General features: G+C 47.4%; 24 protein-coding genes. 11 read left to right on the forward strand and 13 right to left on the reverse strand.

Annotated features, from left to right (window positions below):
* The first annotated feature begins 27 nt into the window (after nt 1-27).
* Nucleotides 28-804 (forward strand): siderophore-interacting protein, encoded by a 777-nt coding sequence (locus AC3CIC_RS19890; RefSeq protein ID WP_488515943.1) that lies wholly within the window; start codon nt 28-30, stop codon nt 802-804.
* 21 nt (nt 805-825) lie between these two features.
* Here AC3CIC_RS19890 and AC3CIC_RS19895 read toward each other — a convergent pair whose 3' ends face one another.
* The 4 genes from AC3CIC_RS19895 to AC3CIC_RS19910 are packed head-to-tail and all read right to left on the reverse strand — an operon-like array spanning nt 826 to nt 6,099.
* A complete protein-coding gene (locus AC3CIC_RS19895) occupies nt 826-1,071 on the reverse strand; it encodes a formate dehydrogenase subunit delta (RefSeq protein ID WP_016958332.1) in 246 nt (81 codons plus the stop codon).
* On the reverse strand, nt 1,072-3,945 hold the full coding sequence (gene fdhF / locus AC3CIC_RS19900) for a formate dehydrogenase subunit alpha (RefSeq protein ID WP_488515944.1): 2,874 nt from the start codon (nt 3,943-3,945) through the stop codon (nt 1,072-1,074). It abuts the gene before it with no gap.
* A 52-nt stretch (nt 3,946-3,997) separates the two neighbouring features.
* Nucleotides 3,998-5,575 carry a formate dehydrogenase beta subunit gene (locus tag AC3CIC_RS19905; protein ID WP_488515945.1) on the reverse strand — a complete coding sequence of 526 codons (1,578 nt, stop codon included), beginning with the start codon at nt 5,573-5,575 and terminating at the stop codon, nt 3,998-4,000.
* Nucleotides 5,572-6,099: a formate dehydrogenase subunit gamma gene (locus tag AC3CIC_RS19910; RefSeq protein ID WP_016958329.1), complete on the reverse strand. Its 528-nt coding sequence runs from the start codon at nt 6,097-6,099 to the stop codon at nt 5,572-5,574. The genes AC3CIC_RS19905 and AC3CIC_RS19910 overlap by 4 nt, the downstream gene beginning before the upstream one ends.
* 261 nt (nt 6,100-6,360) lie before the next feature.
* On the opposite strand from AC3CIC_RS19910, the gene AC3CIC_RS19915 reads away from it, so the two are divergent.
* The 5 genes from AC3CIC_RS19915 to AC3CIC_RS19935 all read left to right on the forward strand — a co-directional run bounded on the left by AC3CIC_RS19915 (nt 6,361) and on the right by AC3CIC_RS19935 (nt 11,401).
* The gene (locus tag AC3CIC_RS19915) at nt 6,361-7,452 is read left to right on the forward strand and encodes a PfkB family carbohydrate kinase (protein WP_488515946.1); all 1,092 of its coding nucleotides are present in this window, start codon (nt 6,361-6,363) and stop codon (nt 7,450-7,452) included.
* Nucleotides 7,446-8,360, forward strand: a complete 915-nt coding sequence (locus AC3CIC_RS19920) for a pseudouridine-5'-phosphate glycosidase (protein ID WP_488515947.1) — start codon at nt 7,446-7,448, stop codon at nt 8,358-8,360. Before AC3CIC_RS19915 ends, AC3CIC_RS19920 begins: the two co-directional genes overlap by 7 nt.
* A gap of 321 nt (nt 8,361-8,681) precedes the next feature.
* The gene (gene gbdR / locus AC3CIC_RS19925; RefSeq protein ID WP_488515948.1) at nt 8,682-9,728 is read left to right on the forward strand and encodes a choline metabolism transcriptional regulator GbdR; all 1,047 of its coding nucleotides are present in this window, start codon (nt 8,682-8,684) and stop codon (nt 9,726-9,728) included.
* 532 nt (nt 9,729-10,260) lie between these two features.
* Nucleotides 10,261-10,947, forward strand: a complete 687-nt coding sequence (locus AC3CIC_RS19930) for an SDR family oxidoreductase (RefSeq protein ID WP_488515949.1) — start codon at nt 10,261-10,263, stop codon at nt 10,945-10,947.
* A complete protein-coding gene (locus AC3CIC_RS19935) occupies nt 10,937-11,401 on the forward strand; it encodes a GNAT family N-acetyltransferase (RefSeq protein WP_488515950.1) in 465 nt (154 codons plus the stop codon). The genes AC3CIC_RS19930 and AC3CIC_RS19935 overlap by 11 nt, the downstream gene beginning before the upstream one ends.
* A 67-nt stretch (nt 11,402-11,468) precedes the next feature.
* Here AC3CIC_RS19935 and AC3CIC_RS19940 read toward each other — a convergent pair whose 3' ends face one another.
* The 3 genes from AC3CIC_RS19940 to AC3CIC_RS19950 form a co-directional block, all read right to left on the reverse strand.
* Entirely contained in the window at nt 11,469-11,930 is a 462-nt protein-coding gene (locus tag AC3CIC_RS19940) for an Hsp20 family protein (RefSeq protein ID WP_488516847.1), read from the reverse strand.
* Between the two features lie 666 nt (nt 11,931-12,596).
* Complete coding sequence (locus tag AC3CIC_RS19945) at nt 12,597-13,361, reverse strand: AraC family transcriptional regulator (protein WP_017006219.1); 765 nt, start codon at nt 13,359-13,361, stop codon at nt 12,597-12,599.
* Between the two features lie 298 nt (nt 13,362-13,659).
* The gene (locus AC3CIC_RS19950; protein WP_488515951.1) at nt 13,660-14,562 is read right to left on the reverse strand and encodes an AraC family transcriptional regulator; all 903 of its coding nucleotides are present in this window, start codon (nt 14,560-14,562) and stop codon (nt 13,660-13,662) included.
* A 271-nt stretch (nt 14,563-14,833) separates the two neighbouring features.
* Between AC3CIC_RS19950 and AC3CIC_RS19955 the strand changes: the two genes are divergently transcribed.
* Entirely contained in the window at nt 14,834-15,193 is a 360-nt protein-coding gene (locus AC3CIC_RS19955; RefSeq protein WP_241823942.1) for a DUF6404 family protein, read from the forward strand.
* A gap of 554 nt (nt 15,194-15,747) precedes the next feature.
* On the opposite strand, the gene AC3CIC_RS19960 is transcribed toward AC3CIC_RS19955, so the two are convergent.
* From AC3CIC_RS19960 to AC3CIC_RS19975, 4 genes are all read right to left on the reverse strand, one after another.
* Complete coding sequence (locus tag AC3CIC_RS19960; protein WP_016958316.1) at nt 15,748-16,596, reverse strand: ABC transporter permease; 849 nt, start codon at nt 16,594-16,596, stop codon at nt 15,748-15,750.
* A gap of 9 nt (nt 16,597-16,605) precedes the next feature.
* Nucleotides 16,606-17,862: an ABC transporter permease gene (locus tag AC3CIC_RS19965; protein WP_016958315.1), complete on the reverse strand. Its 1,257-nt coding sequence runs from the start codon at nt 17,860-17,862 to the stop codon at nt 16,606-16,608.
* Nucleotides 17,863-17,932: 70 nt separating this feature from the next.
* Nucleotides 17,933-19,018 carry an extracellular solute-binding protein gene (locus AC3CIC_RS19970; RefSeq protein WP_016958314.1) on the reverse strand — a complete coding sequence of 362 codons (1,086 nt, stop codon included), beginning with the start codon at nt 19,016-19,018 and terminating at the stop codon, nt 17,933-17,935.
* Between the two features lie 190 nt (nt 19,019-19,208).
* Nucleotides 19,209-20,321, reverse strand: a complete 1,113-nt coding sequence (locus AC3CIC_RS19975; RefSeq protein WP_016958313.1) for an ABC transporter ATP-binding protein — start codon at nt 20,319-20,321, stop codon at nt 19,209-19,211.
* Nucleotides 20,322-20,580: 259 nt separating this feature from the next.
* On the opposite strand from AC3CIC_RS19975, the gene AC3CIC_RS19980 reads away from it, so the two are divergent.
* Nucleotides 20,581-21,567: an ABC transporter substrate-binding protein gene (locus AC3CIC_RS19980; RefSeq protein WP_488515952.1), complete on the forward strand. Its 987-nt coding sequence runs from the start codon at nt 20,581-20,583 to the stop codon at nt 21,565-21,567.
* 59 nt (nt 21,568-21,626) lie between these two features.
* Here AC3CIC_RS19980 and AC3CIC_RS19985 read toward each other — a convergent pair whose 3' ends face one another.
* Nucleotides 21,627-22,388: a ribonuclease H1 domain-containing protein gene (locus AC3CIC_RS19985; RefSeq protein ID WP_488515953.1), complete on the reverse strand. Its 762-nt coding sequence runs from the start codon at nt 22,386-22,388 to the stop codon at nt 21,627-21,629.
* A 232-nt stretch (nt 22,389-22,620) separates the two neighbouring features.
* On the opposite strand from AC3CIC_RS19985, the gene AC3CIC_RS19990 reads away from it, so the two are divergent.
* Both AC3CIC_RS19990 and AC3CIC_RS19995 read left to right on the forward strand, forming a co-directional pair.
* Nucleotides 22,621-22,968 (forward strand): DOPA 4,5-dioxygenase family protein, encoded by a 348-nt coding sequence (locus tag AC3CIC_RS19990; protein ID WP_488515954.1) that lies wholly within the window; start codon nt 22,621-22,623, stop codon nt 22,966-22,968.
* Between the two features lie 149 nt (nt 22,969-23,117).
* Nucleotides 23,118-23,684, forward strand: a complete 567-nt coding sequence (locus AC3CIC_RS19995; protein WP_488515955.1) for a DUF6151 family protein — start codon at nt 23,118-23,120, stop codon at nt 23,682-23,684.
* A gap of 6 nt (nt 23,685-23,690) precedes the next feature.
* Here the strand turns inward: AC3CIC_RS19995 and AC3CIC_RS20000 are convergent, their stop codons facing one another.
* Nucleotides 23,691-24,578, reverse strand: coding sequence for a LysR family transcriptional regulator (locus tag AC3CIC_RS20000; RefSeq protein ID WP_488515956.1), 888 nt, complete (start codon nt 24,576-24,578; stop codon nt 23,691-23,693).
* A gap of 175 nt (nt 24,579-24,753) precedes the next feature.
* On the opposite strand from AC3CIC_RS20000, the gene AC3CIC_RS20005 reads away from it, so the two are divergent.
* Nucleotides 24,754-25,602 (forward strand): type 1 glutamine amidotransferase domain-containing protein, encoded by an 849-nt coding sequence (locus tag AC3CIC_RS20005; RefSeq protein WP_488515957.1) that lies wholly within the window; start codon nt 24,754-24,756, stop codon nt 25,600-25,602.
* Nucleotides 25,603-25,684 lie beyond the last annotated feature (82 nt).

Consider the following 25,684-nt stretch of genomic DNA (forward strand, 5'->3'; position numbering starts at 1 on the left):
GTCGTCTTAAAAACCACGAGAACAAGAATGAATAAACCCAGCCCTACTTCGCTTGTCGTTCAATCTTCTGAGCAAATCACACCTAACATGCAGCGTATTGTCCTTCACGGTGAAGGGTTGTCACGCTTTCCTTCCAATTGCGAAGGTGGCTATATCAAGCTGATGTTTACACCCAATGGCAGTACCGATTTGAGCACATTGGCAGACAGCGAACGCCCCGTTCTTCGCACTTACACCATTCGCGCTATTGATCTAAGCGCACATACCGTCACTGTTGATTTTGTAAGGCACAACGTCAATGACTGCGGTTGTGGTCATGCCGCGCGTTGGTCGATGAATGCCAAACAAGGCGACACCATTAACATTGCAGGCCCCGGCACCATTCAAACTATCAATCAAGAAGCAGGCTGGTTCTTTATGGTGGCAGATATGACGGCGTTGCCTGCCCTGTCTGTGAAAATCAGTGCGTTGCCCAAAAACGCCAAAGGCTATGCTGTGATTGAAGTACTCTCGAAAGAAGACATACAAACGCTCGATGCCCCAGAAGGCATGAGCGTGGAATGGATCGTGAAAGGCCAAAACGATTCTCTTGCCTCACACGTTGTGCAAAAAACATGGCTTGATGGCGAAGCCGCCGTCTGGTGTGCCTGCGAGTTTGATTCCATGCGGACACTTCGCCAGTATTTTCGCAATGAAAAAGGCGTAGAGCGCGACAACATTTACATCAGCAGCTACTGGAAAAATGGCGTGACAGAAGAAGGCCATAAAGTGGCAAAGCGCGAAGACGCGGAAGCCACCGCCTAGCCCATCTGAGACTTAAGCTAACTATTTGCGGTAGTCGATCGCCAGTTTTTCTGCTGCCGAATTGGCGATTGGGTTCAACGCTTCCGAACCCACCGCATCAAACAAGCTTTCTTTCATGTCGAGCGACCAAAACCGGCGAATGTGCGAAGCCACTTCGTCGACGGTGTCAGCCTCATCCCTGCCATGAATGAGGTTGTCCGCGATTTGGTTAGCCATATCATACAAACGCTGATTTCGTATCAGCTCGCCGTTCATATTGTGTTCCATTCAGGACTCTCCATCTTGCGTCGCTGCCGACAAATGCGCTTGCTGTTCTTCATCAAACTTTTGGAAACGCGCCTGCCAATCGCCCTGCGCCACCGCAATTTTCACCTGCACTGCCGTGACCTTGTATTCAGGGCAGTTTGTTGCCCAATCTGAGTTTTCGGTAGTGATCACGTTAGTGCCAGAAACAGGATGATGGAAGGTGGTATAAACCACGCCGGGCTGCATACGTTCGCTAATTTTCGCTTGAAGGGTTACGGCCCCTGCTCGGCTACCTACACTGACTGGCGTGCCATCAGTAATACCGCGGTCTTCCGCGTCCAATGGGTGAATTTCCAATACATCTTCAGTGTGCCATTGCGAGTTGTCTGTTCGACGTGTCTGCGCGCCCACGTTGTATTGTGAGAGTATTCGACCCGTGGTCAAAATGAGCGGGAAGCGTTTGTTCACTCTCTCTTCCGACGCCACATATTCAGTGACGACAAAGCTGCCTTTTCCTTTCACAAAGCTACCGATGTGCATGGTAGGTGTGCCGTCAGGCGCTTCTTCATTACACGGCCATTGAATAGACCCCAACTCATCCAGTTTTTCATAGCTCACGCCATGAAAGGTCGGTGTAAGGAGTGCTATTTCATCCATGATTTCTGATGGGTGGCTGTAGTTCATTTCAAACCCAAGGGCGTTAGACAAGGCGACCGTTGCTTCCCAATCACCTTTGCCTGACAAAGGTGCCATCACTTTCCTAACTGGAGAGATACGTCTTTCGGCGTTGGTAAATGTCCCATCTTTTTCCAAGAAAGTTGCGCCTGGTAAAAACACATGGGCGAATTTGGCGGTTTCGTTGAGGAAGATGTCTTGCACGATAAGACACTCCAGCGCGGAAAGCGCGGCTTCTACGTGTTGGGTATTAGGGTCCGATTGTGCAATATCCTCACCTTGCACATACAAAGCTTTGAATCGACCCGCTATGGCAGCATCAAACATATTGGGAATGCGAAGACCTGGCTCGCTGTCGATGGGCACGCCCCATTCACTTTCAAACAGCGCTCGCACTGCAGGATCAGACACGTGTCGATAACCCGGTAACTCATGAGGAAACGACCCCATATCGCAACTGCCCTGCACGTTGTTTTGACCGCGCAACGGGTTCACACCGACACCTTCTCGACCAAGGTTACCCGTTGCCATGGCAAGGTTGGCGATACCCATGACTGCCGAACTTCCCTGACTGTGTTCAGTAACACCTAGGCCATAGTAAATCGCGCCATTGCCCGCTTTGCCATAAAGCCGTGCCGCTTCGCGGATCAGCATCGCGGGTATCCCTGTTTCGCTTTCCATCACTTCAGGCGCGTGGGAAGGCTGAGCGATAAATTCGCGCCATTTGTTGTACTCAGCGATATCGCAACGTTCTTCAATAAACGGTAAATCTTCCAGACCCTCTTTGATGATCACATGCGCGAGCGCATTCAATACCGCCACATTGGTTCCCGGACGAAGTTGTAGGTGATATTGCGCACGCACATGCGGCGCATTCACTAAATCAATTTCACGCGGATCAATCACGATCAGCTTGGCACCCGCCCGTAATCGACGTTTTAGTTGGGAGGCAAACACAGGGTGACCGTCAGTCGGGTTTGCGCCAATCACGATAACGACATCGGCCAACTGCACGGAGTCGAAGGTTTGTGTTCCTGCGGATTCACCAAGGGTGGTTTTAAGGCCATACCCTGTTGGCGAGTGACAGACGCGGGCGCAAGTATCGACATTGTTCGTGCCAAAGGCTCCTCGCACCAGTTTCTGTACCAGATAGGTTTCTTCGTTGGTACAACGAGACGAGGTAATACCGCCCAAGGCATTCACGCCATGCTTATCACGAATGTTGGTTAGACGATTGGCAGCAAAAGTAATGGCTTCATCCCAACTCACTTTGCGCCAAGGCTGATCGATTGATTCGCGGATCATGGGATCCAGCATGCGATCTTTGTGAGTTGCATAACCAAAGGCGAAGCGCCCTTTCACGCACGAATGCCCCTGATTGGCCTTGCCGTCTTTGTTCGGCACCATACGCACTAACTGATCGCCGCGCATTTCCGCACGAAACGAACAACCGACGCCACAATAGGCACAAGTGGTAATGCGAAAATGACTCGGCGTACCTTGTTCAATCACGCTGTTTTCTGTCAGCGCCGCTGTTGGGCAAGCTTGCACACACGCACCGCAGGACACGCATTCAGATTCCATGAAATTGTTATCGCCCGCCACAATACGGGATTCAAACGCACGACCGTTAACCGTTAACGCATGCTGGCCTTGAATGTCTTCACAAGCACGCACACAGCGCGAACACACGATGCATTTGCTGGTATCGAAGGTGAAATACGGATTCGAGGTGTCTTTTTCCATGTTGAGGTGATTCTCACCATCGAATCCATAGCGAACATCACGAAGTCCAACGGCACCTGCCATGTCTTGTAATTCGCAATCGCCATTCACCGCACACGTCAGACAATCAAGCGGATGGTCTGAGATATATAACTCCATGACGTTACGTCGTAACTTTTTAAGCGCACTGTTTTCGGTGGTCACTACCATGCCTTCAGCAACAGGCGTCGTACATGAGGCCGGTTTACCGCGCATGCCTTCAATGTCAACCACGCATAATCGGCAAGAACCAAACGCATCCAAGCTATCTGTTGCGCACAGTTTGGGGATTTGAATGTTCAAGGTTGAAGCGGCACGCATCACAGACGTGCCTTGTGGCACGGTGACAGGCCAACCATCAATCGAAAGGGTCACTGTCTGCACATCTTCGCCTGTAATGGCAAGCGTGCCAAAATCCTTGCGGTCTTGCTCAATGGGAATGTAATACTCAACCATTGCTTTGCTCCTTGCCGCGCTATTGCGCTGACTTCGCTAGGTTATCTAAAACTCATTGGTCTGCCTGCTCGGCAAGTCCAAAATCAAGGGGGAAGTATTTCAGCGCACTTTTGACCGGGTAAGGCGTCATGCCACCCATGGCGCAAAGCGAGCCTTGTTCCATGGTTTCACAAAGATCGCGCAGCAAAATCTCACTCTCTGCTTTCGCTTCACCGGTTTCGGTCATTAACTGGTCGATCACTTCCACACCGCGCACCGCACCAATACGACACGGCGTACATTTACCACATGATTCAATACTGCAAAATTCCATCGCAAATCGCGCCATTTGGCTCATGTCAGTACGGTCGTCAAAGGCGACAATACCCCCGTGCCCTAACATGGCACCTTTGGTGGATAGTGCTTCGTAATCCATGTCGATGTGCCATTCTGATTCCGGCAAATACGCGCCCAACGGACCACCCAATTGCACGGCTTTTAGCGGCCTGCCGGTTTTGCTACCGCCACCGAATTCAAACAGTAATTCACGAATTGACACCCCAAACGCAAGTTCGAACAAGCCCCCTTGTTTGAGGTTGCCGGCCAGTTGGATGGGCATGGTGCCGAGCGAACGTCCTTGACCGAAGTTCTGATAATACTCAGCCCCTTGCGCCATGATGGTGGGGATCGAGGCTAGGGATATCACGTTGTTGATGACCGTTGGCTTATCGAATAACCCTTGAATCGCAGGCAGAGGCGGCTTGCTTCTTACCAGTCCACGTTTTCCTTCAAGGCTTTCCATCAGCGAGGTTTCTTCGCCGCAAATGTACGCCCCAGCGCCGACGCGCAACTCGAGTTCAAACGAACAATGAGAACCGCAAATGTTATCGCCTAAATAACCTGCGGCTTTGGCCGTATCAATGGCTTTTTGGAAAATGTCACACGCTTTGGGATATTCAGATCGGGTATACACATAGCCATAATTTGCCCCCACCGCCATGGCGCAAATGATCATCCCTTCAATCAAGGTGAACGGGTCGCCTTCCATTAGCATGCGGTCTGCAAAGGTGCCGGAATCCCCTTCGTCGGCGTTGCAAATCACATACTTTTGGCGATCGACTTGATCCGCCACTGTCTGCCATTTGATACCTGTTGGGAACGCCGCTCCGCCGCGTCCACGTAAGCCCGATGCTTTGACTTCGTCCAAAATGCCTTGCGAGGACAATGCCAACGCATTTTTAAGCCCGACAAACCCGCCGTGCTTTTGGTAATCATCAATATCCAGCGGATCAACAATGCCTACACGGGCAAAGGTCAATCGCTGTTGTTTCTTCATATAAGAAATGTCTTCGGTAACGCCAAGACACAACGGGTGATTTAGCCCTGCATCGCCGTTGCCATCTGGGTCGAAAAAGCGAAGTGCTAACAAGGCGTCAACGTCATCTGGCGTCACAGGGCCGAACGCGATGCGCCCTTGCTCAGATTCCACTTCAACCATCGGTTCAAGCCAGAACATACCGCGCGACCCCGTGCGAACCACGACAATGTCTTCACCAAGGTTGGCTGCACTGTGCAACATGTGATCAGCAACCTGATCGGCACCGCGAGAGACGGCAGACGTATCAAGCGGGATATATATTCGATAACTCATGGCGCTTTTACCTCTATCACTTGTGTCAGTAACCCGTTAAGCAGGAGGTCAAACTCTTCGTCTGTCATGTCGCCATAGATTTGATCGTCCACCCTCACAGCCGGTGAGTTCATGCAATTTCCAAGGCAATAGACAGGCTCCAACGTGAAATTGTTATCTCGCGTGGTTTGATGGTATTCGATACCTAAGCGTGAACACGCATGCTGTTCAAGTGAACGCGAGCCCATTGACTGACACGACTCTGCGCGACAAATTTGAATGACATGGGCTCCCGGCGGGGTATGACGAAACTCGTGATAGAAGCTAATCACACCATGCACGTCGGCATCGGAAAGATTCAGCCCTCTGGCGATCACCGGAACCGATGATGGAGGCACATAATTCAGCACCCCTTGAATGTGATGAAGTACTGGCAGCAATGCACCTTGTTTGGCCTTTAGCGCATTTAGCGCTTCATTGACGGCTTGATATTCTTGTTCTGTCAGCGAGCGATGTAATGCTGGCTGTGACGCAGAGTTATCCATTTGCCTTCCTTGCTAAGCGAACTCGTCTTCCTAAGTGTAGTGGTATTTACGCCTCCTCCTGTTCTCGAAATGAGACCACTTTTACCCGTTTTACGACCTATGAGCCTACGCAAGGCCATTGGGAAATGACTAATAATTCAGCATATTTTCATTTCACCATCACACTTTGATTAATTATTGCTCAGTAACAATTGACAGTTTACACAGCAAGATAAAAACTAACATTTGTTTACTATCTAAACAGATGTTAGGTGAGAGGCTATGACCACCCGTGAAGATGAAATCCTGCAACTGATCAAAGATGACCCCTTTATTCAGCAACAGCGCATTGCCAAGTTACTGAATATCAGCCGATCTTCAGTGGCGGTTCATATCATGAATATGACCAAAAAAGGCGTGATTCGCGGCAAGGGATACATTGTGGACCAACAACGATATGTGGTGGTCATTGGCGGCACCAACATTGATGTGTTAGGCCAACCCAATGCCGAATTGATTCCTAGAGACTCTAACCCTGGTAATATTTCTCATTCAGCAGGCGGCGTTGGGCGCAATATCGCGGAAAACCTGGCGCGATTAGGCACAGACGTCAAACTCATTTCTGTGGTAGGAGATGACACTTACGGCAGCATGGTACGAGATATCACGCGTCGTGCTGGCGTCGATGTTCGCGGGGTCAGCGTCTTAGAAAACGAAATCACTTCTACCTATTTGTCGTTGCTTGACCATGATGGCGATATGCTCGCTGCAGTCGCGGATATGTCTATTCTCGACAAACTAGATGTTTCTCTGATCAGCCGACAGGCAGAGATGATTCGCCACGCAGAAGCAATAGTGCTGGACACCAACCTCAGCGATACCGTGTTGGCTTATGTGTTTAGCAACTTTAGTGATCAGGCTATTTATCTCGACACAGTGTCAGCAACCAAAGCGATGAAAGCCCGCCCTTATTTGTCACACATCCACACCCTGAAACCTAACTTGGTGGAAGCGCAGATGATTTCCGGAATGACGGTGGAATCCGAATCAGACATCGACGAAATGGCGGATTGGTTTATCCAACACGGTGTTCAACGGCTGTTTCTTAGTATGGGAGCTGACGGCATCTTGTTCCGAACACCCCGAGAAGAACGCCTTATCCGCCCTGTTACGTCGCACATCATTAATACCAATGGTGCAGGTGATGCGTTTTTAGCTGGCCTCGTACACGGCCAACTACAAGGCATGAAAGAAGCCGACGCTTGCGAGTTTGCTGCAAGTTGCTCCGCGCTTGCCATGGAACACATCAACACCATTAACCCAGACATTACCGAACTTTTGGTTCAACAACGCATTGAGGGCGTCTTATGCTAAATCCTTATCTCGATATACATCCTGACGTAAAAGCCGCCTTAGATGCTGGTCAGCCTGTTGTAGCGCTTGAGTCCACCATTATTTCCCACGGTATGCCCTACCCAGAAAATGTCGAAACAGCGTTACGCGTTGAGCAAACTGTAAGAGACAATGGTGCCGTGCCGGCAACGATTGCGATTCTCAAGGGCCGTTTAAAAATTGGACTCTCGCAAGAAGAAATTACTTACCTCGGTAAGCGCGGTCAGGACGCCATAAAAACCAGTCGCCGCGATATTCCGTTTATTGTGGCAAACCGATGTGACGGCGCAACCACGGTCGCATCCACGATGATTTTGGCGGATATGGCTGGCATTCGCGTGTTCGCGACAGGCGGTATTGGCGGCGTTCATCGCGGCGCTGAAACCACTTTCGATATCTCTGCTGATTTGGAGGAGCTTGCTCAAACCAATGTTGCTGTCGTTTGTGCGGGTATCAAATCTATCTTGGATTTAGGTCTGACTTTGGAATATCTCGAAACCAAAGGTGTACCTGTGATCGGCTACCAAACAGATACCCTTCCCGCTTTCTATACCCGTGAGAGCGAATTTGGCGTCGACTATCGCCTTGATTCTCCCGAAGAGGTGGCTGCAGCACTAAATGCTAAATGGTCAATGTCACTGAAAGGTGGTGTCGTGATAGCCAACCCGATCCCTCCTGAACACGCCATGGCTTCAGCCTTGATAAATGGTGTGATTGCAGAAGCTATTACCGAAATGGATGAAAAGTGCATTAAAGGCAAAGACTCAACCCCATTTTTGCTGGCGAAAGTTGCTGAGAAAACTCAGGGAAGCAGCTTAACAGCAAATATTGCATTAGTACTGAACAACGCCAAACTAGCGGCGAACGTGGCGGCTTCGTTTTGCAAATAACTGCATCTTGCTAAAAGCCGTGGGATGAAACTCACTCACTCCACACACCCAAATAATGTTTACACGTCTAAACACATTACTCCTACACACCCGCGGAGTAATGTGTTTCATTTTCGATAATCAGCCCCATCATTCCTCATATTTTCAAGAAACATCGCCTTTAATGGACAGATTTGGATGTTCACATTTTACTTTTTGTTAACAATGTCCTACGCAGAGGTTATGAGCCACTAATACTGCTGGCTGATTTCAATACGAACTGTAATGAATTTAAACATGGACGGTTTAGTTCACTAAACCCATAACGGAGGGGTTCCATCAATGGGCTCAGTATCCTCAATTCACCAACCTGTCCGGCTTGGTTTCTACCTTTGCAATGGCTTCACCATGCTGGCGATGGCATCTGCCATTGAAGTATTGCGAATGGCCAACCGATTGTCTGGCGAAACGTTATACGAATGGTTTACCTTGAGCGAAGACGGTCACCCTGTGTCTGCTAGCGACTCACTAACCATCAATGTGGACGAACACATTAAGACTCAACGAGAGGTTGATATTGTGGTTGTGTGTGGCGGCGTTGATATCGAACGTAACTACACGCCCAAATTGCTCAGTTGGCTGGCTTTACAAGATCGCAAACACAAAACCCTTGGTGCCATTTGTACGGGTAGTTATGTGTTAGCAAAAGCCGGACTAATGAAAGATAAAACATGTTCCATTCACTGGGAGAATTTGGCCGGATTTCAGGAAGCCTTCCCATCAGTAAGAGTCAGTAACAAGCTGTTTTCCCTGTGTGAGAAAAGAATGACCAGTGCAGGTGGGACCGCACCTATGGACATGATACTGAGCATGGTGACACAAGAGCATGGAAATAAGCTGAGTGCCGCAATTTCAGAAATGTTCATGTGTGAGCGCGTGAGAAACAGTGAAGATGTTCAAAAAGTGCCGCTCCGGAACCTGATTGGTACAGCGCAACCAAAACTGTTGGAAACCGTGTCATTAATGGAAGCCAATCTTGAAGAGCCCTTTTGCATTGATGAATTGGCTGCGTTGGTGCTTTTGTCACGACGCCAATTGGAAAGGCTTTTTCAACGTCACATACAGTGTTCGCCTTCGCGCTACTATCTGCATTTAAGGTTAAGCCGCGCAAGGCAGCTCCTGAATCAAACTAACTTATCGATCATTGAAATATCTATTGCCTGTGGGTTTGTTTCTACGCCGCACTTTAGTAAATGCTATCGCGACTATTTTGGGATTCCGCCGCGAGAAGAGCGTCTTGGGCTCAAACAATCTCTGAATGTACCAACAACGCAAATGGTGGACGCAACGTTGATAACGACTATAGATGGCGAGCAAATAGCCATCTAGCGCTATTTACGCCACTCAACCTACCCCATCTCGCCTGAACATTGTTGTTCGGGCTTTTTTCGCTGAGATTTCAACACTTCCTTACCGTCACTCTTGCCGTTCAAATATTAACCACCCAGTGAAAATACGTCATAAATGAGCCGCACAAGCCTACTATTTGCCAATAAAACTAGGCTACTTTAAAGATGAATAAGCAGTGAGACTCATACACAAAACCCCGATAAACCATTACTTTTTTTGTCAAAGAATAAAGTGTGTGCTGTTTTAATCCAAATCGTTAACACGCTAAATTTAAAGATCAAATCGTTAAAAATCACAATGACAATTGTATCAATTAAATGTTACCCAGAGGGTTATCCACCGTTTCTGTGGGTAACTTTATTTGCGAAGCGTAATATATTGAACTGTCAGGGTTATTTCCTCGCCACAGTGCAATTTGCGATCTGATACGTAGATTGCTGAGTTTGATTTCCGCTATTTATCAATGAGATATAATCTATCTGAAAAATCAGGCATTGGAATTTCTCGTCATATGAATACAGTTTTAGTCACGGGAGCAACCCGAGGAATTGGGCTTGAGTTAGTTAAGCAGTTCCTTGAAAGCGGTAATCAAGTCTTCGCGACCTACCGAGGCCATACAGCGCCCGACGCCCTCAATGCGCTGTTATCGACCAATCAACTTTCATTGCGTCCTTTACAGGTCACTGATGAAAAAAGCATCGATGAACTTGTTTCGATACTTGACGGTATCGTCATCGACATTCTCATTAACAACGCTGGCAGCATTGGACCCGATAACCAGTCCTATCATGATATGGACGCAAAAGGTTGGGCAGAAGCATTTAGAGTAAACACTATCGCGCCATTAATGGTCACAAGTGCGCTCATACCAAACCTTGCTATAAGTGACTCACCCCGTGTGATCACGATATCCAGTCAAATGGGCTCATTGCATCGCGAATCTGTCGGCATGCATGCTTACCGAAGTTCAAAAGCAGCAGTGAACAAAGTCATGCAGGTACTTGCTTTGGAATTGAAAGAGAAAGGCATCATCGTCTGTCCCGTTCATCCAGGATGGGTGAGAACTGACATGGGGGGTGAAGACGCTGAAATATCCGCAAAGGAAAGCGCACAAGGCATTGTTGCACTGACCAGCCAGCTGACCCTTGCACACACAGGAAAGTTCTTAACATGGGAAGGGAAAGAGCATGCATGGTAAAGAAACCGCAACTTTTCAACAGATCACCACTGAATCCCCACTCTATGCACAAGCCTTGCAACTACGCTATGCGCTATTTTTTGAAATGCACCATCTCCCGTTTGAAACAGTTTTTGATGATCTCGAGGCGACCAGCCAGCACTTTGCCTTTGCCGATCACGAAAATATCCTTGCTTACGGCAGGTTAAGTGCCCTCTCAAACGGCTCCATGAAGATTTCACAGATGGTGGTTGCACAAGAAGTTCAACAGCAAGGCTTTGGCTCAATGCTGTTGAATAGAATCGTTGAACACGCCGATCATTTAGGCACCAAAAAAATAGAGCTGAATGCTCGCATACAAGCGATATCTATGTACGAAAAAGCAGGATTTATATCCGTGGGAAATATTTACCTCTCTAAATCTACCCAAGTAGAACACATCAGAATGGTGCGACTACTTTCATGCAAAAAATAAAAAGCCGAAATCTACATTTCGGCCTTTAACTATCACATTACAATATCAGTGTTAATACCAATAAGCGTTACGCTATCATTTCTTCTTTTGGCTCAACACTGTTTTTCTTAGCCGTATTAATCACAACAGTTCTTGGCTTCATCGCTTCAGGCACGATTTTCAAAAGGTTAATGGTTAATAAACCATTCTCTAAATCAGCCCCCGTCACTTCGATATAATCAGCAAGATTGAACTTACGCTCGAACGTACGGTTAGCAATGCCTTGGTAAAGGAAATTCTTACCTTCTACCTTGCCTTTCTCACCACGGATAGAGAGCACGCCACGCTCAACATTGATGTTAAGTTCCTCTTGCGTGAAGCCCGCCACAGCAAGGGTGATGGAGTAGTAGTTGTCTTCTAAAGACTCTATGTTGTATGGGGGGTAGCCGCCCGCCGCGCTTTCTGCACGGAATGCGTTATCCAACAATGACGCGAAGCGGTCAAAACCCACACTGTTACGGTATAGCGGTGTCAAATCGATAGTTTTCATCATATATCCTCCAATGAAGCGATATGGGTTATTTAATTATTAATGATTATCCAAGGTCGCACGAATATCGCCACAGCCTCTTCACCGATATATTTGGAGGTAACACATGACACTTTCAAGTGATGAAATATAAATATTTTTCAAAACCGCTCTAAGGCACTGAATGGATTAAATAATAATTGATGGATTTTCTGGCCAACATTTGGGGTAAAACATTCAATTAACATTTCACTATTGGGGCAAATTAGACGGATTTCAACCCAGACATTATCTCGACGTTGCTCAAGTATATTCACGAGTAACTTCAATCTGAAACTCGCCGACTTTCAACTTCTCTTCACGACAAATCCGATGCATACAGGTGTTCAAGCAGAGTGATTGTACGGCTTGTTTTGATTCGGCATTCAAGCAACTGAACTCGGCGGCACAAAGCTGTCCTTGAACAAACAAACGTTCGAGCGTGTTTGCGCTTATTTCGATCTGTACCTTTTTTGCGCTAGCTCTCGATTTCCTCTCAAAACAATCAGGTTCTCTGAGTCTCTGATTGGTGTACTCATCGCCTCTGTCGCTCTGCATACTCAGCCTCCCATTTACGTATACTTAACATTAAATGAGAATGGGTATCATTACAAATTAAATTACAGTGTAAATTTCCACCCTATAAGGTCAGATATATCGCCCTGGAGTGTCACCCGTCATCTTGCGAAAGAAACTAATAAAAGCACTGTCACTGGAGAAACACAGCTTTTTGGCAACCTCAGAAACACTTGCACCATCAGACAAACATTCAATAGAGGCTTGTAACCGCCACTGTTGTCGCCATGATTGGTAAGGCATACCCGTTTCTCGGGTGAAAATGCGGCTGATGGTTTTTGCGCTCGCACCAATTTTATCTGCCATATCTGTGAGTGGTTCTGGTAAGTGCTTCCCTTCCATGACATCTTCTAACCATACCTTTAAGCGCCTATCAGTCGGGAGTTTGAGAGATAAGTATTCTTCTTCTGCAGCATTAAGCTCTTCACAAAATACGGATAAAATCGTTTGCTGTTCGTTAATCGATTTATCCCATTCCCAATACGCCATTCTCTCGATGAGTTCTCGCAGCAGCCCATTAACTTCAATGATTTTAATGTCTGTCGGCAGTGTCAAAGAAACACAATGCTGAAAATACAAAGAGCGATAAGCAACGACATTTCTCATTACTGCGCAATGCTCAGTACCAGAAGGGATCCACGCTGCACGCGAAGGTGGCAGAACGCACCACACGCCAGCGAAATTGATGCTCATGCAGCCCGATGAAGCCAACAATAGTTGATGTTTCTTGTGTTTATGTATACCAGAATCATGCGTACCTATTCGGGCAGCGACGCCGACGACCAAGTTGTTTATTTGATCTGCGTTGAAACGGGTATTTTCAGTAATTTCAGCCATTCGTCTATATATCAGTCGTTATTATGCTTGTATCCAAACAGCCATCGTTGCACTAGTGTCAGCACGACAAACCTCACGATTATGCCAGTTCAAGAGTGTCATAGGCGTAAAATACAACCACATTGTCTCTTGCTAATACGGGGTAGGCATCAGTGTTGGTTTACTTTTTGTATCGAGGAAAACTGGCTAGGCGCTCATTAATCATACAGATCATGTTAGGCATATTGATGAATCAAAGACTTGGGAGAGAGTTTATGGCCGAAGAGAAAACCGCCCGTATTCACGGGCGGTTTGCGATTTACATTTTAATGGCGGTGCAAAAGCTCACATCTGCTTGATGTGTCTTTGGGTCAAAGCTGTGGTAAAGCTCAAAGCAAGGTCGGTTGTCCGTTTCAAAGCCCGACGCAATCACATCAGCCATGATCTCGTCCCATGCTTGAGGGTACTGACTGAAATCGGTGATCGTTTTGCGCATCACGCCATAGTGACCACCCGGAAAATCTTGTAACTCAATGCCAGCAGCTACTTCTGTGTCTGTTGGCACCATTAAACAAATATCAGTTCGGCATTTTTCAGCAGGCGTAATTTCAGGATTATCGTGATAAATAAAAATACACGTGCTGCCAGCCAGCCCTTTCGCGCCCGCCCATTGATAGAGGCGACCTGATGCCGCTTCGTAACCTTGCCCATAAGGGCCAGTGACTCGAACATAAGCCAGTGTTGCTTGGTCGAATAATTGCGTTTCCATATATGCACTCCGTTGTGATGTGTTGGAGCCAGTATATGGATTGTCATTTGTGTCAGCGTTTCCAATCTTGCGCAGTGCGTGTCCAATCTTGCTGTTTCGAGAAAGCGTCGCAAACGCAGGGAGATCTTCACACTCTCGAAAAGCCGAAGGTGTGACACCGAAGTGTTGATTAAACGCTTTGGCAAGGCTTTGAGAGGAAGAAAATCCATACTCTAGCGCCACGTTAAGCACGGCCTGCTTTTTCTTAAAAAGATCATCGGCAGCAGCTTCTAACCTCAAGCGTCGGATGTAATCAGCCAACGTTTCTCCTTGTACCGCTTTAAAGGTGCGATGAAAGTGATACGGCGATAAGTTGGCCAGCGCTGCAACTTCAATCAAATTCAAGGGTTGATTAAAGTGTTTTTCCAAGTGACGGATCACGGGGAGCAAACGTTTTTGATAGTCGACTTTCATGGCGGAATATTCGCTTTGGGCAAGAACAGAACATCTAGCCTAGCTGGAGTAGAAGACCGTTCAATGGCAGATCAAAACAAATGGGACAACTGCCCAACTTAAGCCAGAAATTACACGTCTTGTCGAACTCGTCACGCGTCTTGTTTTACCCATGTCGCGGGAAAACAGTGAAATCCTCATCCCAACGAGAGCAGGGTCACCAAATACGTTTGCATCTCTTCAATATGCAAATGGTTTAGGTATAGTTTCAGCACTGAGTTGTAGATAGTGAATGAACATGGATTTTGAGCAACAATTGGACCGCGCACATCAAGTGCTGCTTAAGAAGGGGTTTTCTGGCGCAGCCATCAACCCCATCATTTATCGCCTTGTGCGAAAAGCGGGCCTAAAAGTCCCACCACCCCAATTTGCCCATATTGGCATTAACATTCTCGTTGGCACCGTTTGGTTTGGCACGTTGTGGGGCGTGATCATGTGGTTTATGCAATGGCAGAGCCTTGGTGTGACGTTGAACTACGCCGTCAATGCTTCTCTTCTGACGGGAATGATTTTCGGCTTAATGATGTCCATTTGGTACAAGATAAGTGCTAGACGAAAGTCATTGCCTAGCTGGCATTCTTTAGCCGAGTAAACGTTGAACAGCAGTGTTTAATCAAGCACTGCTGAACAATTAAGCGCCAATGAATAAACAGTTTGGTTTGCCGGTTACCTTATTTGGGGGAATGGGTGACTGGCACACCAACCTTCAAAAGCACGATGAAACTGTCATCGTGCTTTCTTGTTTTACACACTATTTTTTCAATTCATTGCTCTAAACGCTGTCTTCTAAGCGCTATCAACACATTTAATAATTAGAGTGTTTATTGGCTTTTCGCTTCCATCAGCTTTTTCAAATTGCCCAGTCCTGCTTGATATAACCCTGTTACACCTCTCACTGTCGCATCATCAGTCAGGTACGGTGGAGAATCGCTTTCTGGAAAACCGCGAAAATTGCTGCATTTCGGACACACGAATTCATTGTTATCTTCCTTAAACGAAAAGAGATCTCAAATGAAACTAGTTAAATTTGGCGAGTGACAGATGGCATAAACATGGGAATGAGAAATTGAAATTTACGGTTTGGACAAGTGTGAACCACCTGCGCAGCATTGCAGCCGCACAAGTGTGTCATCGCGTGAAGTTCAGTTAGTCTTCAAGGCCACGCAGTCTTGCACTGCGACGGCGAAGTAGTTCAAGCGTGGTCAACAAGGCAATTGAAAGCACAACCAGCAAGGTCGCCGCAGCCAGAATTGTTGGGCTGATTTCTTCCCGTATGCCTGACCACATTTGGATAGGCAAAGTGGTTTGTTCCGGTCCCGCAATAAACAGCACCACCACCACTTCATCGAATGACGTGATAAACGCAAACAGTGCGCCAGAAATGACGCCCGGCGTCACCAATGGCAATACCACTTTGAAGAAGGTCGTTACAGGGTTGGCCCCTAAACTTGCAGCAGCACGTGTTAGAGAATGGTCAAAACCGCTTAAAGTGGCGGTGACAGTGATCACCACAAATGGAATACCCAACGCGGTGTGCGCAAGCACCACGCCTAAATAGGTGTGGGTCATCTGAAATCGGGAAAAGAAGAAAAACATCGCAGCGGCAGAGATTATCAAGGGCACGATCATTGGCGAGATCAGTATCGCCATGATGACGTCTTTGTAAGGCATGTAGCGGCTAGATAAGCCAAGTGCCGCAATGGTACCGAGTACTGTCGCCAAAATCGTTGAAGCGATTGCGACAATCACGCTGTTCTTCACGGCGGACTGCCAAGCGTCTGACGTAAAGAAATCTTCATACCAGCGCAATGAATATCCCGCAGGATCAAAACTCAGCATCTCAGGAGTAAAGGTAAAATAAGGTTCAGCGTTGAAGCTCAGCGGTAAAATGACGAGCAGCGGGCCAATCAGAAACAAGAATATTCCTGCACAAATCACGCGAAAGACCACAAACCATACTTTTTCGCCTGTCGTCGCACATTCTGGTAATGCCATCGTTATTTCCTACCCTAACTTCACGTTGTCGACGCCAACTAGGCGGTTATAAAGCCAATACAAAACCATCACGACCACCAGTAATATCGATGCAATTGCCGCTGCCAGACCCCAGTTCAGGGATGTTTGCATGTGATATGCAATAAAATTAGTAATGAAAGTACCGGTTTGACCGCCTACCAACGCTGGGGTGATGTAGTAACCAATCGAAAGAATGAACACCAGAATCGACCCTGCGCCGATGCCAGGTAAGGTTTGCGGGAAATAGATCCTTCGGAACGCCAGCGCCTGTGGCGCACCCATTGAGCGGGCAGCACGGACATAGCTCGGCGAGATGGTTTTCATCACGGAGTAAAGCGGAAGGATCATAAACGGCAGCAAGATATGCGTCATCGCAATCAAGGTGCCCGTTTGGTTATAGATCATTTGAATGCGGTTATCATCATCCAGCACACCCGCCCCCACCATTAAATCGTTCAGCACGCCCTGTTGCTGCAAAATGGCTATCCAAGTTGCGGTGCGAACCAATAGTGACGTCCAAAATGGCAGCAATACCAAGATCATCAACATGTTGGCTTTTTTGGCAGGTAAATTCGCCAACAAATAAGCGACGGGATAACCCAATAGCAAGCAAAGAAAGGTGATCGCCATACTCATATAGAGCGTGCGCCAAAATAGAGAGGTGTATATCTGTAAATATTCGGGTTGAGCAACAATATCGCCGTTGTCGTCGTAACGCAGGTCAACGGCATTAAGATAGTAAGAAAGCGTGTAAGGCGACGACTCTCGCTCGATCAGCTTCCAAGTGCCGATATCCATCCAGCGCTTATCCACTTTGGCCATCGCGTCTTTGTATGGCCCTTCTGTGATTCTTTTCGATTTTCGCGCCGATTTCATGATCAGCGAACGCATTCCTGATTTTTCATAGTTTAAGCGAGACGCAACTTTGCCGATGTTTCTCGCTTCAGCACCGATCTGTAAATCAGACACCAGTGCTGCATAAATTTCTTCATTCGGCAGTTCATTGCCATCCCAGCTTTCGAGCGCTACCGTCGTTTGCGGCATGTAGGTAGCCACTTCTGGGTTTTCAACACTGCGTTGCAGCATATCAAAAATGGGGAGCACAAAAGCCACCAGCAAGAAGGCCAGCAAAGGAGCAACAAGCAAGAAGGCTTTGATTTTGTTACGACGAATTGAGCGCTGTTGGCTCACGCGAAGTGATACACCATCTGCCGTTTTAATATCGTTGGCTGAAGTTTCCTGCACCACACTCTCCCATTAGATAAAACGCAAAAAGGCGAGGATCGATATTCGAATCCTCGCCTACAACATCAACTTATTTCACTAACCACGCATTGAAGCGCTGTGCCAATTCGTCACCGTTATCCGCCCAGAACACATCGTCCTTCGGAATTGCGGTCGCGAAATTAGGTCCATAGGTTGGCATATGCGGTTTCATTTCAATGCCAGAGTCGGCATGGGTTGTCACCATACCTGCTGATGAGTTACGTGCAGGCCCATACGAAATGTATTTGGCTTGATCAGCAAGGCGCTGCGAATCCGTCGCAAACCGGAGGTAGTCTTTCACCTTGTCCAACTTACCTTTTGGCACAACCCAACCATCCAGCTCAAACACTTGGCCATCCCAAATGATGTCGAACGGTTGCTTCTCGTTAACGGCTGCGTTAAAGATGCGACCATTGTAGGCAGACGCGAACGCCACTTCTTTATCAGCCAATAGTTGTGGCGGCTGCGCACCCTCTTCCCACCAAATAACAGAATCTTTGATGGTATCCAGTTTCTTAAACGCACGTTGAACGCCAGCTTCGGTGCTCAAAACGTTATACACATCAGAGGCGGGAACACCATCAGCAATCAAGGCCCACTCAAGGTTATTGATCGGCTTTTTCTGCAAAGAACGTTTACCTGGGAAGTTTTTCAGGTCAAACACATCTTGAATCTTGCTTGGTTGTTTACCGTCAAACATCTCAGAGTTGAACGCAACAATATTGGAGTACACGATGGATGGGACAAAACATTCACCCAAAGATCCTGCAAGGAAGTCTTTCGTCGCTGGCGTACCATCTGGCGCCGCAGCAAGCAAAAGATCGTGATCGAGAGGCTCTGCTAGCCCTTCATCACAAGCAACAATGGCATCAGACGGCAGAATATCGACCAAATCCCAAGTCACGTTTCCAGCTTCAACCTGTGCACGCAAACCAGAAAGGCCATTTTGCGCTTTATCGATGTTAACCACTTTTTGGCCTGTCTTTTCAGTCCAAGGTTCGTGGTAGGCTTTGGTTTGGCTCGCAGTATACGCTCCCCCCCAAGACACAACGTTCAGAGTTTCTTCAGCCATTGCTGTGGAAGCAACGCCAGTAAAGCCAGCCAAAATGGCAATATGTAACGCAAGTTTCTTCATCGTCTTCTTCTCCGTGAGTCTTTCACTTATTGACGTCTGAGCAGGAGTAGGAATCCACTTCTTCGCCTAACGATCGACGATAGAAAAACTGCGTTCCAAACTTACCCAATTCTTTCCCAACCATTGATCAACTAGCTTTGTGACCAGTCGAACATTTCCTTTGCATCAAAAAACACGAACCTAGAACGTATTAAGAGGCGTCCAAGGCTCTGCAATCTTCTTCAGACCAACCAACACTGATCATGTCCCCACGGCGAAGGTCTGGGTGACCTTCTGCATTGGGTGTTTTAATGATGAATTCATTGCTGTCACACACTTTGACGCGTGTGCGAAGGTGATCGCCGAGGTAAATCACTTCCTCTACCTTGGCATTGAAAATATTAGGTAGCGCCCCTTGTTCAGGGTTGATGATAATACGCTCAGGACGAAGCGATAAGGTGGACACGTCACCCTGCTTACCGACGGCAACAGGCTTGGCAGTAATGATGTCGCCATTAGGAACTTGAACCCTGCACAGGTTGTCATCCAACGAAATTACATTCCCTTTGAGGCGATTGTTTTCGCCAATAAACTGAGCAACAAAAGCATTCGCAGGGCGCTCATAAAGCTCTTCAGGTGTCGCAAGTTGCTGCACCACACCATCATTAAATACCGCGATTCGATCTGACATAGTCAACGCTTCTGACTGATCGTGAGTCACGTAAATCATGGTCACACCCAAATCTTCCTGAATGTGTTTGATCTCGTATTGCATCTCTTCACGTAGGTTTTTATCCAACGCGCCGAGCGGTTCATCCATTAATACCAGCTCAGGTTCAAATACCAATGCGCGCGCCACGGCAACACGTTGCTGCTGACCGCCCGACAAATGTGCAGGACGGCGATGGCCGAATTCTGTCAAACGCACCATATCGAGTGCTCGTTTCACTTTCTTTTCGATATCGGATTTTGAGAGATTGCGAACTTGGAGGGGAAAAGCGAGGTTTTCTTCCACCGTCATATGAGGGAAAAGAGCGTAATTTTGGAATACCAGACCAATACCGCGTTTGTGCGGTGGGAGCGTTTTGATCGGATTACCATTGAGATAGATATCACCGTGAGTAGGCTGCTCAAAGCCTGCCATCATCATCAATACGGTGGACTTTCCTGAGCCCGATGGGCCAAGAAGAGTAATGAACTCACCTCGCTCGATATCCATCTCAAACCCTTTGACCACCAAAGTTCTGCCATCGTAGCTTTTCTGGATATTATCGAACTTTACAAAGGGGAACGCCGTACTGTTTGAATTGCCATCCTGTTGCATGATCCATGCATTCCTTACACCTCTAAACAATCTAAAGCGTATAACACGGTGTTAACAATGATCAAAGTGCATGCTAACTAGTGAGAGGCTGATCATGAGCAATGCTTAAAATTCTTTCACAAACGCGTGGTGAAACTGTGCATTCAAATGTTAGAAACATCACGTTTATCAACAAATGCTAAACAATCCTTACATTCCCTTTGTTATCGTGGGCACAAATAAAACAGTACACAATTTCCTATTGCTGGAGGCTTTGTAAATGCTTGCACGTTTAACCCCCTTGGCACTTATTGTGCTCTCACCTTTCGCTAATGCTAGTGAATGCGGCGATGTCACAATTGCCGATATGAACTGGAATTCCGCGACGCTGATGGCGCACGTTGATCAATTCATCTTGCAAAATGGCTATGGCTGCAACGCGGAGTTGGTTCCTGGTGATACCATGCCAACTGGCGTTTCGATGACAGAAAAAGGCGAACCGGATATTGCACCCGAATTTTGGAGTAACTCACATAAAGAGATGCTTCAAAAAGGCGTTGATGCCGGCAAACTGCGATTTGCAGGTAAAGCCTTCGCCGAAGGTGGAGAAGAAGGTTTCTGGGTGCCTAAGTACATGGTTGAAAAACACCCAGAGCTCGCCACCATCGAAGGGATTAAAGCCAATGCGAAGCTATTCCCGCACCCAGAGGATGATAGTAAATCTGCCTTTATGACCTGTCCGTCAGGTTGGACATGCCAGATCACCGCAGGGCATCTGTTTGATGCGTTGAACTTGGAAGCATCTGGCTTTGAGCTGGTTGACCCTGGCTCTGGCGCTGCACTTGCTGGCTCAATCGCCCGTGCTTACGATCGCGAAAAGCCTTGGTTTGGTTACTATTGGTCACCCACCCCTGTGCTGGGTCGCTATGACATGGTGAAAGTCGACTTTGGCGTTGACGCCGATCCTGCCCACTATGAAACTTGCATCACTCAAGAAGATTGTCTCGATCCAAAAGTGACGGCTTACCCACCCTCTGCAGTGAACACCATCACCACAGAATCCTTTGCGCAGAAATCACCCGCGGCATATGAATACATTGCCAATCGCGCTTACGCAAACGCTGACATGAGTGCCATGATGGCATGGATGGAAGAAAACCAAGCCGACGGTGAAATAGCCGCGCTGGAATTTTTTGAATCCTACCCACAAGTGTGGACCCAATGGGTACCCGCTGATGTGGCAGACAAGGTTAAAAAAGCACTGTAGCGCGTTAACTGACCAGCAAACAGAGAAGCGGCCCAATGCTTTCACCTTGAGCCGCTTTTTTAGCCCCTTCTCAACGCCAATATTTCATTGATATCGGTGGTTTCTCGATACAGATTCAATGTTTCGTCTTTACGTTCGATCGCCAAAATCGACATTCGATCAGCCAGTTCATTACCTTCAATACCAACATGACCATTGACGTGATAAACAGTGATGTGAGATTTCAACGTTTGATAGAGCGCGTAAGCGGGCTGAATAATGTCGAGATTTTTAATTTCTCCCCCCGCCTTTTTCCATCCTTTCGCTTCCCAACCCGACGCCCACTTGGTCACGCAATCAATCGAGTATCGAGAATCACAATAGATCGCCACAGACAGCCCTTGAGCAAGCTTCTCTTTGGCGATCATAAACGCTTGGTATAATCCGTGAAGTTCTGCCGTGTTGTTGGTACCAACCGCCTGATAAAGCCCATACCATAACTCACTGAGTGCATTGTTCTTATAGACCGCCAACCCTGTTCCGGATTCGCCAGGATTCGGTTCACAGCCACCATCCGTAAATATTTTGATATCAAACGGCATCTCAGTGATTTGCGTTTGTGTCAGTGCTGCGGGCTTAGGTTTGGCGATTTTTGTAGCCGTTGTGGCCTTGCTTGACGCTGCGCTAGCCTTGCCGCCATAAGCTGCCTCAGCTTCACCTAACGTTGGAAACGATTTAAATTTTGCGCCTTGAAAGCCGTCAACTTGCGCCTTGCACTGTGTCCAGTCAGTGTAAATACCGCTCTTACGACCTTTCCACACAACATAATATTTTTTAGCCAAACCGAATCCTTACTTAATGGTTGAGGGAAACTTACTTGATGGTTAAGAGAAAAATACCCATGTTTTGAACCCCCTGTCATGCGGCGATTGCCGAACCAATGCCATTATTCATAAATCCAATGCCAACGCCACATTGAAGGCATCATGAATGAAGGCTTATATAACCATGGTGGAATCATCGACTTAAAGTGCGCTAGTCTATGAACAAAGAAGCAAGGCTGAGGAGACAAGGATGGACAGCCCAAAAAGACCAATCAATGCGCATAAAGCGTATCACACACATGTGTATTTCGATGCTACCACAGTGGATGCTGCTAAGCGTCTGTATGAGAAAACCCAACAAGCATTTTCACTCAAACTTGGTCGAATCCATGAAAGACCCGTTGGCCCGCACAGCATGTGGAGCTATCAAGTGCTTTTCTTCGATACCGATTTTGACAGCTTCATTCCTTGGCTGGATGAACAACGAGGTACTCTCGATGTGTTAGTACATGCAAGTACAGGCGACGATCTTGCTGACCACACACAGCACGCCTATTGGCTTGGGAATGCCGTGAAACTCGACCTGCGCGGGTTTTAGATAAATACTCAGGATCGTTTATGAGACTGGCCCCTAGGTGACTTTCTCGACGCTGGCTCCTTGATGCCATTCGTTATAGGTTCAATGAGCACTCTAGTCGCGATTCACGGAATCGATCACGTCTTATTATTCAGAAATGGAATTCTCTTATGACAGATTTAACATTGCAGTGTGATTGCGGCGCATTAAAAGGCACGGTCAAGAATGTATCACCCAAGAAAGGCAACCATATGGTTTGCTACTGTGACGATTGCCAAGGCTTCGCAAATTACATTGGCAATGAAGAGAAATGGTTAGATGAATTTGGTGGCACGGATTTATTCCAACTGGCTCCCTCACAAGTTGAAATCCACCAAGGGGCAGACCAATTGCGCTGCATACGCATGACACCCAAAGGCGTTTATCGCTTCTACACCGCGTGCTGTCATTCCCCTATCGTGAACACCATCAGCAGAAAAATGCCATTTGCCGGCATTCCGCTCACCGCGCTTCAAGGTGAAGGCAAAGACGCAGCCGTTGGTCTCGTAAAGTGTTATGTCATGGGCAAATTTGCCAAAGGCACACCCCCAACCAACCCACACCCGAAATTTTCCTTTGCGTCACTCGCGGCTGTGATGTCATTCATGCTGAAAAACAAAATTCAGGGCAACAACGTGCCGACGCCGTTTTTCAACGACAATGGCCATGCCATCGCAAAGCCAGACGAGCGCAACTAGACGTGTTCACATTCGGCTTTGCTCGTCGTTAAACCACGATTGCATAAATTCGATGAATTTGACCAATTTCGGTGGCGTGTAATGCCGACTGGGATACAACACATAAAAGCTCAGCGTCGGTAAGGGCTCGTCTTTCAAAAGCTCCACAAACTGCCCAGATTGGATTTCGTCAGCGCACACAAAGCTAGGAAGTAGACCAACTCCTAGCCCCTGAAGTAATGCCTCTTTCAGGAAAATCGTGTTATTCGCGATGATGTTGCCAGATACCGTCAGCCCACCATTGATAGGCCACTGATTTTTTCTCATCGCCAAGCTATATATGTAGCAATTGTGCTGACTCAGTTGCGCGGCAGAATGCAGAGGCTCATGCGCATCAAGGTAGCTGGGCGTGGCCACGAGATGCAAAGAAAATGTCGTAATCGGTTTTCCAATATAGTTTGAGTCAATACCGACACTGGAAGCCCGAAAACCCAAGTCAAAGCCCTGATCAATCAAATCGACCGGATCATCATTCAAATCCACATCCAGCTCTACTTCAGGGTGCAATGCAGTGAACGCGGCAAATGCAGGCCCTAAGGCGGTGATCCCTAACGTCATAGGTGCGTTGATCTTCAAGCGTCCTTTAGGCCGCCCTTGCATGTCTTGTACATAATCTTGTGCGTCTTGATGAGAACTCAAAATATTCTGACAATGCACCAAGTAACCTCGACCAATTTCGGTGAGCTGTATTTTGCGGGTAGAGCGTTGCAACAAGCGCGCGCCCACTAACTCCTCCAACTTCCCGATATCTTTACTTATCAGCGAGTTTGAATGATTCATTTCCATCGCCGCTTGCTTAAAACTGCCCGTTTCGGCCACTTTCACGAACAACGCCATCGCCCTCAATGTGTCCATATCATCGCCCCACACTTATTTCCATTTTGGAAACCAATCATACACAAACACCCTGTTTTTCTCTCAACTGTTGCCCTATAGACTGCATCCATCGCTGACACAGTCTCCAACACATCAAATTTAGTTGATGATTTGGAAACAAACCGTCAGTTAAAAATAACCTCAGGAGAGTACGATGAAATCAATGACTAAAACCCTACTAGCAAGCCTAGTGTTCGCGGCAGGCAGCCAAGTAGCCCTTGCAGACAACATCCTCGTTGTCATGTCAGATGAAGACCACCTAAAACTCAAAGGCACTGATGTCTACGAAACAGGCTTCTATCTAAATGAGCTGATGCAGCCAGTAAAAATGTTTCTTGATGCAGGTCATGACCTCACGTTCGCAACCCCAAACGGCTTGGCGCCAACTGTCGATGTTTTGTCTGACAGCGTGATGTTCTTCGGTAACGATGAAAAATCAATGGCAGAGCACAAAGCGCTGCTGGCAAAGCTCAAAATCACTGACAAAGAAGATTCCCCTGTTATTAGCCTGAGCCGCGTAGAGCAAATCGGTTATGACAAGTTCGATGCTGTCTATGTGCCAGGCGGACACGCACCAATGAACGATCTGCTGACCGACAAGCAAATGGGTGCATTGCTGACTGATTTCCATAACAAACAGAAAATCACGGCGCTGGTCTGCCACGGTCCAATCGCGCTGATTTCTACATTGCCAAACGCACAAGCGTTCGTGCAGTCGCTAGAAGCAGGAAAATCTCCCGCAACACCAAAAGATTGGATCTACAACGGCTACAAAGTGACTGCATTTAGCAATGGTGAAGAGGAAGCGAGCAAAGGCTGGTTGGGCGGCGGAGAAATGAAGTTTTACCCGCAAGATGCCTTGAACGTAGCTGGCGCAACGTTCAACGTTGGTTCTGATTTATGGTACCCGAACGTTGTCACAGACAGAGAGCTCATCACAGGTCAAAACCCAGCGTCTGCTGTTGCTGTTGCAACAGAAATGCTTAATAAACTGCAAAAGTAACCGTCACAACACGCTTTAACTTCTTGGAGAAGGTCTGATATACATCGATTTAACGTCGATATTGTCAGGCCTTTTCTGATCT

This window comes from Enterovibrio sp. QJM3NY_24 (assembly GCF_057786035.1).

Coding starts and splice junctions, on each gene's coding strand:
- gbdR (WP_488515948.1), top strand. CDS start 8,682: ATGGGCTCAGTATCCTCAATTCACCAACCTGTCCGGCTTGGTTTCTAC.
- AC3CIC_RS19910 (WP_016958329.1), bottom strand. CDS start 6,099: ATGGATAACTCTGCGTCACAGCCAGCATTACATCGCTCGCTGACAGAA.
- AC3CIC_RS20000 (WP_488515956.1), bottom strand. CDS start 24,578: ATGGACACATTGAGGGCGATGGCGTTGTTCGTGAAAGTGGCCGAAACG.
- AC3CIC_RS19980 (WP_488515952.1), top strand. CDS start 20,581: ATGCTTGCACGTTTAACCCCCTTGGCACTTATTGTGCTCTCACCTTTC.
- AC3CIC_RS19960 (WP_016958316.1), bottom strand. CDS start 16,596: ATGGCATTACCAGAATGTGCGACGACAGGCGAAAAAGTATGGTTTGTG.
- AC3CIC_RS19905 (WP_488515945.1), bottom strand. CDS start 5,575: ATGAGTTATCGAATATATATCCCGCTTGATACGTCTGCCGTCTCTCGC.
- AC3CIC_RS19930 (WP_488515949.1), top strand. CDS start 10,261: ATGAATACAGTTTTAGTCACGGGAGCAACCCGAGGAATTGGGCTTGAG.
- AC3CIC_RS19915 (WP_488515946.1), top strand. CDS start 6,361: ATGACCACCCGTGAAGATGAAATCCTGCAACTGATCAAAGATGACCCC.
- AC3CIC_RS19955 (WP_241823942.1), top strand. CDS start 14,834: ATGAACATGGATTTTGAGCAACAATTGGACCGCGCACATCAAGTGCTG.
- AC3CIC_RS19975 (WP_016958313.1), bottom strand. CDS start 20,321: ATGCAACAGGATGGCAATTCAAACAGTACGGCGTTCCCCTTTGTAAAG.
- AC3CIC_RS19890 (WP_488515943.1), top strand. CDS start 28: ATGAATAAACCCAGCCCTACTTCGCTTGTCGTTCAATCTTCTGAGCAA.
- AC3CIC_RS19895 (WP_016958332.1), bottom strand. CDS start 1,071: ATGGAACACAATATGAACGGCGAGCTGATACGAAATCAGCGTTTGTAT.
- AC3CIC_RS19950 (WP_488515951.1), bottom strand. CDS start 14,562: ATGAAAGTCGACTATCAAAAACGTTTGCTCCCCGTGATCCGTCACTTG.
- AC3CIC_RS19990 (WP_488515954.1), top strand. CDS start 22,621: ATGGACAGCCCAAAAAGACCAATCAATGCGCATAAAGCGTATCACACA.
- AC3CIC_RS20005 (WP_488515957.1), top strand. CDS start 24,754: ATGAAATCAATGACTAAAACCCTACTAGCAAGCCTAGTGTTCGCGGCA.
- AC3CIC_RS19970 (WP_016958314.1), bottom strand. CDS start 19,018: ATGAAGAAACTTGCGTTACATATTGCCATTTTGGCTGGCTTTACTGGC.
- AC3CIC_RS19995 (WP_488515955.1), top strand. CDS start 23,118: ATGACAGATTTAACATTGCAGTGTGATTGCGGCGCATTAAAAGGCACG.
- fdhF (WP_488515944.1), bottom strand. CDS start 3,945: ATGGTTGAGTATTACATTCCCATTGAGCAAGACCGCAAGGATTTTGGC.
- AC3CIC_RS19945 (WP_017006219.1), bottom strand. CDS start 13,361: ATGGCTGAAATTACTGAAAATACCCGTTTCAACGCAGATCAAATAAAC.
- AC3CIC_RS19920 (WP_488515947.1), top strand. CDS start 7,446: ATGCTAAATCCTTATCTCGATATACATCCTGACGTAAAAGCCGCCTTA.
- AC3CIC_RS19935 (WP_488515950.1), top strand. CDS start 10,937: ATGCATGGTAAAGAAACCGCAACTTTTCAACAGATCACCACTGAATCC.
- AC3CIC_RS19940 (WP_488516847.1), bottom strand. CDS start 11,930: ATGAAAACTATCGATTTGACACCGCTATACCGTAACAGTGTGGGTTTT.